Raw genomic sequence first — 8,257 nt, forward strand, 5'->3', positions numbered from 1 at the left:
ATATAAAACAGCACATTTTTTAATAGAGGATAAAACGGATGTAGATGATGTCGTTCAAGAAATATACATACAACTATATGAATCGCTTCGTAAGTATGATAGCGAGAAGCCATTTCGTCCTTGGCTAATTGGACTTGCGATTAAACAAATTCACTCTTATAGAAGAAAGAGGTGGATGCGACTACGAATTATAAAAAAAGCAGAAGAGCAAAGAAAGTCAGTGCAAATTGATTTTTCTAACAATGTTGTAAGTAAAATATCAAACCAAAAACTAATTGAACTCATTCATAAATTACCGTATAAATTGAAACAAGTTATTATCTTAAGATACTTACACGATTATTCACAAGAAGAAGTAGCACAAATATTACATATTCCAATTGGTACTGTGAAATCTAGAATTCACGCAGCATTAAAGAAACTACGTCAAAAAGAGCAAGTAGAAGAAATCTTTTTAGGAGAGGTAGGGAATGTGAAATGAGTTTAGATTGTAGAGTTAGAGAATCTATACAAGAAGAATCGAAGGGAATTGTTGCCCCGCCGGAGTTAAAAGAAAAAGTAATTGTTCAGATTAAAATGAATCGCGGAGGGAACAAAAGGAAGAAGCGTCTTATTGCAGGAGTGCTTGCGGCAGCATTTTTAATCCCGACGACTGGTTTTGCGTATCAATCTATTATGGCGGATGGTATATACGGATCTTTCGAGAATTTAAAAAAACATGCCGGAACGATGACATTAGAGGCGTATATGCGTTTTAGTGCAAAATTATCAGAGGCGAAAGATGAAATGGGTACGAAGGAATATGAAGAGTTTACAAAAGAACTAAAAAAATTAACAAATGCAAAACTTACGTACGGAGATTCGAACGGTAATATTGATTATGATCAATTATCACCAGCAAAAAGAGAAGAAATGAAAAAGGTAAGTATGGGTCTTCAGCCATACTTTGATAAATTAAATGGTCATAAGTCTAGTAAAGAAGTATTAACACAAAAAGAGTTTGACCGTTATGTGGAAGCTTTAATGACATATGAAATCGTACAAGTGAAGACAAAATCAACTGGTGGGATGAAAGTAGAAGAAGTACCTGAGGCGTACAAAGAAAGATTTATTCAAGCGGAGCAGTTTATGGAATATGTAAATGAAAAGGTGCAATAATTAGAAAAGCTCATAGCCTTAGCTTTGAGCTTTTTTATTGAAACAAAAAAGAGTGTTCAATTATACTTTTTCATATTTGCATTATCTTTTTGTATAAAACAATCTAAAAGGGAATAACCAGCTATTAAACTAATTATCGTAACAAAAGTTGTATTTATTAGAATAATATTAACTAAATAAGGTAGGTATTCTGCAAGTGGTGAAAAGAGTAGTGCTGGGGAAAAGGAAATGAATAGTGTAGGCACTGTAATAGCAATAAATTTATCCGGTTGAAAGCTCCAGTTTTGTTTACTTGTTTCGCGATTAATAGATTGAAGGAATCGTAATAAAATGCCAACTATAAGAGGGAAGAGTGTAAAGTAGAATAATCTTGGATAAACGTTAAAGTTCACTTGCGTGTCTGTATCTAAATAAAATTGAATTTTTACTCCTACAAATAATAATAAGACGATAAATAATGTAAAGCAGAGGTATAGCATCACTTTTTGCATTATATTCCACCATCCTTTACTCAAAATATATTCAAAAAAAGAAGAGATATACAATAACTACTGTTGTATATCTCTTCTTTTACTGTTAGTTAATAGTGGAGTTTCCTTTTTCTTGCTTCGTGAAATAATCAATAATGCCCATTGCACTAATTTCTATATCTAGATGTAAAATATTATAAACGGAATGATCTGATGGAACGTTTAACTTTGTAAGATGAGAAGAGATTTTATCCATTAACAAAGTTTGTAAAGCTTTAGTCGCTTCATCGAAATCATTATACTTTTCAAAGACTTCCTTACCAGTATGAACGAAAATAGGTAGCCAATGTTCCAGTTGATTGTATACTTCTGTAACATGAGAGGATGCGCCGTAATGACCGAAATAAATAGTATCTACATCCATACTTTGAATATGATTTTTAGAAGCAATCATCGCATCTGGTTGAAATTGTGAAGGGGACGTTGATGGTAGATACAGTTCTACACCAACGTTTGCGAGTTCTCTATAATAAATTCCAATTGTATCACCAGTGAAAATCCCGTTTGTTAATGAATCGTGAATGCTAATATGGTGCTTCGCATGTCCTGGTGTATCGTAAAATGTAAGGGTGCGGTCTTTTGCAATTTTTAACGTATCACCATGTTGTACAATACGAACACGTTCTTCTTCTATAGGAAGAATTGGATCAAATAGTTTATCAAAATCTTCTTTGTATACAGCTTTTGCACCTAAAATGAGTTTTGTTGGGTCAATCATATGACGAGCACCGCGAGAATGCACATATAAAGTAGCATTTGGGCACTTTTCCATCATTAAACCAGCAGCCCCTGCGTGATCTAAATGAACGTGTGTAACGATAATGTTTTTAACTGCGTTTAAATCAATATGTAATTGTTGTAAGCCTTCTAAAATATACGGAAGAGAAGGGGCTGCACAAGTTTCAATTAAAGTAATATCGTCACCTAATAAAACGTACGTACCAGTTCGTTCATTATGTTGTAAATCGAAATCATCAATCAGATATAGGTGAGAAGATAATTGCTCTACTTTTTTCATATTTACCACTCCTTATATATTTCATGTTTCTATTATACGCTAAAATAGAAAAAAGGCAGAAAACGAAGCTCGTCTTCTGCCTTTTTGTAATATTATTATTTCGTTTGTTGTTTATTAATAGACATAATGAACAGTCCAACAATCCCGCCTACTAATGGAAGCATAATTTCTCCTGCTAAATTAAAGTAGGAGCTTAAGAATAAACCATTTACATCGATTACCCAGCCAGTAACATACAATAACATCATATATAGTACGAAATAAAACTCGCGATTTGAAATCGTTTCATGTTGTGCAGTTTTCATAATGGACACCATCCTTTTCTTTTATAATGGAATATAAACTGTCACATTTTGTTCACATTTCAATTGTAAAACTTTCCATCATAAAAGTCTAGTAGTATGTGTCGAATTTTGAACGGAAATAAAGCGTTATCATTATATCTTATAAGTACGTAATAAGAGATGTATATTCACGAATGTAGTATAGTATAAACATAGAATGATAGTGAAGAGAGGGGCAAAGACAATGACAGTTTATGATTTTTCAGCTAAAACAATTACCGGTGAAGAAAAATCGTTAAAAGATTACGAAGGAAAAGCACTTCTTATTGTAAATGTAGCTAGTAAATGTGGTTTCACACCGCAATATAAAGGATTACAAGAGGTGTATGATAAATATAAAGACCAAGGACTTGAAATACTCGGATTCCCTTGTAACCAATTTGGAGGACAAGAACCAGGTACAGAAGCGGATATTACTAGTTTTTGTGAATTAAACTACGGTGTAAACTTCCCAATGTTTGCAAAGGTTGATGTGAAAGGTGATAAGGCTCATCCTTTATATACATACATGACAGAACAAGCACCAGGTTTACTCGGTATGAAAGCAGTGAAATGGAATTTTACGAAGTTTTTAATTGGAAAAGACGGGAAAGTAGTAGGGCGTTTTGCGCCACAGACGAAGCCGGTAGATTTAGAGATTGAGATTGAGAAGGTACTTGGAGAATAATTAGGAGTTTCACTTTATTAAAAAACGTCTCAAAGAACAATGTAGTTCTTTGAGACGTTTTCTTTAAACTCACATTTTCAAGATTAAATTACTGTATCAAAGCCATCTGATTTAGGTAGAGAAGCTGCTTTTTTCATAAGCACTTCCCATAAGTGTACGGATTTCTTCCATTCTGCTGCAGCCTGCCCCTGTTTATACATAGCGTTCTCATAACTGGCAGTAAGTTGTTGCATATCGGCCGAGTTGTAAAGTGTATCGATATGGAGAGCGTATTCTCGGAATGTTTGACTTTCACCCCGTGGTATGCCAATTCTCGCAAATTGTTTTAAAAGTGCACCGTAAGCTTTTTGATAAACAGCATCATCTTTTCGGTATTTATAGAAATGAATAATAAGAAATGTCCTCCATATCATTCTAGTGGTGAAGAGAATGTATCCCATAATACTAATTAGTATCGTAGAGAGGAATACGTACCACCAAGAAAAACTAGTTTGAGAATTTGTGACCTTTTTAGTAGAAGCTTCTTCTGTATTTTTTATTAAACTTTTAAGTTTTGCTTCATTATTTCGTTGTTGTATTTGCGTGTTATTAGAATTATTTGCTTCGCTATTTTGTGAAATAGGAGCAGGCGTATTATTTATAAAATTATAGGGATTAGTAAATCCTTTTGTTGGTTCGAATGGAATCCATCCGTATCCTGGGAAATATACTTCGACCCAAGAGTGTGCGTTATCGTTCGTGATTGTATAAACATCCTCACCTTCTGCAGAGGCAAGTGTATTGTCAAGAGTTCCTTCTGTATAGCCTTTTACCCAGCGAGCAGGAATCCCGGCAGAACGAAGTAGTACAATCATAGACGTCGAAAAATTATTACAGTAGCCGCTTTTTGTATCGAAAAGGAATTGATCTACATAATCTTGGCTTTTGGCAGGGAATAAGACATTCGTTGATTCGTATGTAAAAGAGTTGTCTGTAAAGTAATTTTCAATAGCTAATACTTTATCATATCGGTTGTCTTTATCATTTGTAAGATTGACAGCCAAGTCTTTTACGCGCTGTGGTAATGACTTGGGAAGTTGTGTGTACTTTGTCATAAAATAAGGATTTGTTTCTTGACCTTCAATTGTTTTTACAGCTTTCAAGTTTTCTATGGAAAACTCAGGGATCTCATATGTTACTTTATACGAATGTAAAGTAGTAGAAGAGTCTCCATTCATTGTATAAATTTTTTCTGAAAACGGGTCAACACTGTATGATACATCAGAAGCAGCCTCAACTGATACTAATCCTGCTGGATAGGTAAGGTGAGGGTAACTTTTTTGCATGGTAATTGTTGCCTCAGTCGTTTTCATTTTTGTATTTTGTTCGTACCAGCTTACGACGTCGTTTTTATTTTTAAAAGAAACCTTTTTCGGATTTTCAGAAACCTCCCAGCCTTTTCCGGTATAAAAATCTTTCGTTTCGACTCTCCAATATTGTTTGTTTTGAGTTCGTGCTGTGAAAACAATTGTAGGATCCGCCTTAAAAGGACCACCTAATCGTGAGTCATCTAAACCATACCCAATTGTAGAAATTTTTTGTTCTTTACTTGCTTCAGATGTGTTGAATTTTAAAAAATCCATTGGGTTTGGCCATTGAGGGCCAAATTTTGGAGCAAAGTATGCAATGGTTGCTAATAATACGATAAATATTGTAAGTGGTCTAAGTAATTTTGAGATTTCTCTAGCATAATTTTGTAAGTGTTCACGTTCTTTTATTCGTTCTACTTGAAGAAGACTAAGCATAAAAAAGCCGATGACAACAGTACGAATAATAGCGTAGTTTGCATTGTATAAATGTAAGTTATGAAAAGTTGCGATATAAATAATAGTCAATACAAGGAATAGAAACCCACGTTTTTTATGAATAATCCAAAATGAAGTGAAAGAACTCAAAAACCAAAATGAGAGAAAAAATAAAACCGTCGGAAAAACTGGAGAAATATCTAGTAAATTCCCTTGGAAAAACAGGGAGGAATTTCGAAACATATCAGAAAAGAATGTTGTTAGCCAAGATGGATTTATAAAAGCATTTTTATAATATAGGGAATGAATGATAAATAAGACTGTGACAATTTTTATTGGAATCTGCCACCTCGTTTGAAAAAAAGAGAGAGCGAAGCAAATTCCTATAAATGTTACGAAAATATCTAATCTACCTACATTTGTAATACCTATAAGAGGTCTTAGCCATTCTAGTAAAAGAAGAAATACACATGCATGCATGAAGAATCTGTTCGTATCCCACTTGTATTTTGCTTGTAATATCATCATTTGTTCACCTCAAAAAACACGTTTGTATACCGGTTTTCATAAACCGTGTTTACAAATATTTGTCGTTTTTTTAGAGTTTCTAGTATACTGAGTTCTCGGTGTGAAAGTTGATTCGCTTTTTCTTTCACGACAAAAACCATACATTTTCTATTTCTTATAGCAGCACAATCAGCCGCCTTTTGAATATCGGGAGAAAGATTACTGGTCACGAGTATAACCGTGACGGGCTCATAAATTTTTCTTAGTTCCATGTCTACACTCTGGGAGAGCGGAAATACACTGTCTGCTTGTACTTTTGCTAAATGACAAAGGATTTGTTGTAACTGCGTATCTCCATTGTCTAAAGGGAAAATAGTTTGTTCTTTTCCGATAGACACGAATGATGCTGGTGAATTTTGTTTCAAGACAGCCCTTACGATAGAGGCAGTAAATGTGACGACTGATTCGAATAGAGGAGACTCGGTTCTGTCTATGAATATCATGATATTATGGCTGCGCTGTTGTTCAAACTCTTTTGTCATAATATTGTTTGTTCGTGCAGTTGCTTTCCAATCGATCCATGAAAAGCGATCGCCAGGTTTATAGTCTCTGACACCGACCGAGATTGTAGAGTCTTTTGCTGAATTTATATTTGCTGAAAGCGCTCCTTGTTCGAAATGATTTTCCAATTGTCGATACGCTATATCTACATACTGGGGATAGACTAAAAATGTATTTGGAACTGAAAAAGTTACTTCTTTCTCCATCATGCCGAATAAATCGCCAGTTTTGACACGAACGCTTGAAAAAGTGTGCTCGCCTCTAGGGATTGTGTCAATAACATATTGAAACGAAATATTTCGTTTCAATCCTGGGAAGAGTACTACCTTATTCATCTTTATTTGTTTACAACTTATAAATTGTGGTGGCAGTTCATCTTCTATAACTAAATAAAGTAAGGGAAAAGGAAATTTTCTTTTTATTGTAATCGTGCTTACAAATTGTTCTCCTACTACATATCCATTTTGGTTTGTTATTCGCTTTACTTCAGCGTCCCGTAAAGCGTAGAAGGGGAGTAGTAGTGAATAAAGAGCAATGGGAATTATGCTGTAAAATAAAAACCAACTGACAAACCCTCCTTGAAACATAGCGTACACAAATGTTAAGACTAGGCATAAAGGGAGTAGCAATAACTTCATAACGTGATATAGCGCTCGCAGCATTCGTTTCATCAAGGGTTCATCGCCCTTTGAGTAGGCACGGTAGTTCGTGCAACGATTTTTGCGATAACTTGTTCGCCAGTTATTCCTTCAAATTTTGCTTCCATTTTTAGAATGAGCCTATGCGCTAAAACGTAAGGAGCTAAAAGTTTAACATCGTCTGGAATAACATAATTTCTGCCATGGATAAATGCATAAGCTTGTGAAGCTTTCATTAAAGCAATTGAGCCACGTGGACTTGCACCTAGCTGTATAGAACTGTACGTACGAGTCTGATTAACAAGCTTTACAATGTAATGCTTAATTGCTTTGTCCATACTTACTACCCGTACGCTTTGTTGTAAATAAAGTAATTCTTCTATTGTAGTAATGGTCTGTAATTGAGAGAGTGGATTTGTTTTTTCCATCCGGTTTAAAATTTCAAATTCTTCTTCTGGTGTAGGATATCCCATTTTTAGTTTCAATAAGAAACGATCGAGCTGAGCTTCTGGTAGAGAATATGTTCCTTCATATTCGACCGGATTTTGTGTAGCCATGACAAAGAACGGCTTTGGTAAAGGTCTTGTAATACCATCTATTGTAATATTGCCTTCTTCCATACATTCAAGTAAAGCAGATTGTGTCTTTGGAGATGTACGATTAATTTCATCAGCAAGTACAAAATTCCCCATAATTGGTCCAGGCTTGAACTCAAATTGGAGCTCTTTCGGATTATAAATAGAAACTCCTGTTACATCTGACGGCAATAAATCAGGTGTAAATTGAATTCGCTTATAATCAGCATCAATGGATTTAGAAAGAGCACGTACTAGCATTGTTTTCCCGACACCAGGAACATCTTCTAATAGGACATGACCTTCAGCTAAGAGAGCTGTCAAAGCTAAGGTCGTTTCTTTTCGTTTTCCGACCATTATTTTTTCAATATTATTGATTATTTTTTCTACAGTGGGATGTAATGAATCAAGCTGGGGCATCGTAATCCTCCTAATGTTATTATCGTTTTCTAATCTATTTAGTGGACATATTTCT

The 8,257-nt window shown here is 34.6% G+C and carries 9 protein-coding genes; 3 read left to right on the forward strand and 6 right to left on the reverse strand.

Annotation, left to right across the window (positions count from 1 at the left end):
* Together GBN78_RS27120 and GBN78_RS27125 are read left to right on the forward strand one after the other, a co-directional pair.
* Window positions 1–481, forward strand: a 481-nt coding sequence (locus GBN78_RS27120; protein WP_152127906.1) for a sigma-70 family RNA polymerase sigma factor, incomplete at its 5' end; no start/stop codon positions are given.
* A complete protein-coding gene (locus GBN78_RS27125) occupies window positions 478–1,158 on the forward strand; it encodes a DUF3600 domain-containing protein (RefSeq protein WP_065845420.1) in 681 nt (226 codons plus the stop codon). The genes GBN78_RS27120 and GBN78_RS27125, both read left to right, overlap by 4 nt.
* Window positions 1,159–1,214: 56 nt before the next feature.
* On the opposite strand, the gene GBN78_RS27130 is transcribed toward GBN78_RS27125, so the two are convergent.
* The 3 genes from GBN78_RS27130 to GBN78_RS27140 form a co-directional block, all read right to left on the reverse strand.
* Complete coding sequence (locus GBN78_RS27130) at window positions 1,215–1,649, reverse strand: hypothetical protein (RefSeq protein ID WP_001174543.1); 435 nt, start codon at window positions 1,647–1,649, stop codon at window positions 1,215–1,217.
* Window positions 1,650–1,734: 85 nt separating this feature from the next.
* The gene (locus GBN78_RS27135) at window positions 1,735–2,706 is read right to left on the reverse strand and encodes an MBL fold metallo-hydrolase (protein WP_000755002.1); all 972 of its coding nucleotides are present in this window, start codon (window positions 2,704–2,706) and stop codon (window positions 1,735–1,737) included.
* A gap of 95 nt (window positions 2,707–2,801) precedes the next feature.
* Window positions 2,802–3,011 carry a DUF3925 domain-containing protein gene (locus tag GBN78_RS27140; RefSeq protein WP_000844984.1) on the reverse strand — a complete coding sequence of 70 codons (210 nt, stop codon included), beginning with the start codon at window positions 3,009–3,011 and terminating at the stop codon, window positions 2,802–2,804.
* Window positions 3,012–3,234: 223 nt separating this feature from the next.
* Here GBN78_RS27140 and bsaA point away from each other — a divergent pair, with 223 nt between their 5' ends.
* Window positions 3,235–3,717, forward strand: coding sequence for a glutathione peroxidase (bsaA, locus tag GBN78_RS27145; RefSeq protein ID WP_000219433.1), 483 nt, complete (start codon window positions 3,235–3,237; stop codon window positions 3,715–3,717).
* Between the two features lie 83 nt (window positions 3,718–3,800).
* On the opposite strand, the gene GBN78_RS27150 is transcribed toward bsaA, so the two are convergent.
* From GBN78_RS27150 to GBN78_RS27160, 3 genes are read right to left on the reverse strand one after another with little or no spacing between them, the layout of a single operon-like run.
* Complete coding sequence (locus GBN78_RS27150) at window positions 3,801–6,029, reverse strand: transglutaminase TgpA family protein (protein WP_098529281.1); 2,229 nt, start codon at window positions 6,027–6,029, stop codon at window positions 3,801–3,803.
* Window positions 6,026–7,240, reverse strand: a complete 1,215-nt coding sequence (locus tag GBN78_RS27155) for a DUF58 domain-containing protein (RefSeq protein ID WP_000827541.1) — start codon at window positions 7,238–7,240, stop codon at window positions 6,026–6,028. The genes GBN78_RS27150 and GBN78_RS27155 overlap by 4 nt, the downstream gene beginning before the upstream one ends.
* Complete coding sequence (locus GBN78_RS27160) at window positions 7,240–8,202, reverse strand: AAA family ATPase (protein ID WP_097856346.1); 963 nt, start codon at window positions 8,200–8,202, stop codon at window positions 7,240–7,242. The genes GBN78_RS27155 and GBN78_RS27160 overlap by 1 nt, the downstream gene beginning before the upstream one ends.
* Window positions 8,203–8,257: the final 55 nt, after the last annotated feature.

Origin of the sequence: Bacillus sp. B2-WWTP-C-10-Post-4 (assembly GCF_009183805.1) — a bacterium.
Lineage (GTDB): Bacteria > Bacillota > Bacilli > Bacillales > Bacillaceae_G > Bacillus_A > Bacillus_A cereus.

Coding starts and splice junctions, on each gene's coding strand:
- GBN78_RS27160 (WP_097856346.1), bottom strand. CDS start 8,202: ATGCCCCAGCTTGATTCATTACATCCCACTGTAGAAAAAATAATCAAT.
- bsaA (WP_000219433.1), top strand. CDS start 3,235: ATGACAGTTTATGATTTTTCAGCTAAAACAATTACCGGTGAAGAAAAA.
- GBN78_RS27140 (WP_000844984.1), bottom strand. CDS start 3,011: ATGAAAACTGCACAACATGAAACGATTTCAAATCGCGAGTTTTATTTC.
- GBN78_RS27130 (WP_001174543.1), bottom strand. CDS start 1,649: ATGCAAAAAGTGATGCTATACCTCTGCTTTACATTATTTATCGTCTTA.
- GBN78_RS27135 (WP_000755002.1), bottom strand. CDS start 2,706: ATGAAAAAAGTAGAGCAATTATCTTCTCACCTATATCTGATTGATGAT.
- GBN78_RS27155 (WP_000827541.1), bottom strand. CDS start 7,240: ATGAAACGAATGCTGCGAGCGCTATATCACGTTATGAAGTTATTGCTA.
- GBN78_RS27150 (WP_098529281.1), bottom strand. CDS start 6,029: ATGATGATATTACAAGCAAAATACAAGTGGGATACGAACAGATTCTTC.
- GBN78_RS27125 (WP_065845420.1), top strand. CDS start 478: ATGAGTTTAGATTGTAGAGTTAGAGAATCTATACAAGAAGAATCGAAG.